Source organism: Oleiphilus sp. HI0123 (assembly GCF_001635315.1).
On record NZ_LWGE01000236.1, the window covers coordinates 1 to 1,029 of the forward strand.

A 1,029-nucleotide genomic window follows, 5' to 3' on the forward strand; every position below is an offset into this window, starting at 1 on the left:
ACAGTATACTGCTGCAAAAGTCGCTGGCTTTAATACCCGCAGAAATGCTTGGCGTAATCTTTTCAGTCGTCGCAGTAGTTCCAATACAAATATTATCGAGTGTAAAGATGATCGAGGTGCACACGGCGCTAACGGAACAACAGGCAACACATACGCAGTACATAACTCCAGCAAATGGGCGAGTTCTAGCAACAACGAAATAAGCTGGAACAGCTACACTACCTATGATTTCTTTAATTCAAACTATATTAATTGGTATGCCTACTATCGTGAAGTGACTTCTCAATCACGCATTAGCATCATGAAGAGCGTTGTCAGCAACCTGATTAACAGTACTTCAGGTATTAATATTGGCTTAATGAGCTTTAATACCAATAATTACGGCAAGCAAGGTGGCCGCGTTACGACTCCAATTGATTATATTGAAGACAATCGGTCTTCTTTTGTATCTGATCTAAACAGCCTTTCCCCGGATACCTGGACTCCTCTCGCTGAAAGCCTATTTGAAGCTTACCGTTACTATTCTGGCGGTTCGGTATTTTTAGGCAGCCAAAGCTCTGCCTCATCTAAGAGCCCTAGCAACTCTAGCAAATACCAATCGCCTATTTCAGATGAATGCCAGCCTAACAACATTGTCCTATTAACGGACGGTGAACCCACTTATGACGCTCACCCTGGCTCTAGCCGAAGTGATAGTAACGATACTGCATCGAGAAACGTTATAGAGAGTACTGTGGGCAACTGCACTGACAACTGTCTAGATGAGATTTCCCGCCACATGTACGAAAACGATGTATCTAGTCAATATGATGGCGAACAAAACGTTACAACCTATACGATTGGCTTTGAACTCGATGATAATTTGCTCAAACGAACAGCCGAGGGTACTGATGACAACCCAGGTGGTGGCGGTAAATACTTTGTAGCCAACGATACAACCGAGCTCGAAAGTGCAATTAAGCAAATATTCTCAAGCCTCAAAGATATTAGTACCACGTTTGTTTCTCCCGGCGTTGCTGTAAATACCTT

The 1,029-nt window shown here is 43.1% G+C and carries 1 protein-coding gene; it reads left to right on the forward strand.

The window, feature by feature from the left end; all coding sequences use genetic code 11:
• Positions 1-1,029, forward strand: a 1,029-nt coding sequence (locus A3761_RS02325; RefSeq protein ID WP_156491516.1) for a vWA domain-containing protein, incomplete at both ends; no start/stop codon positions are given.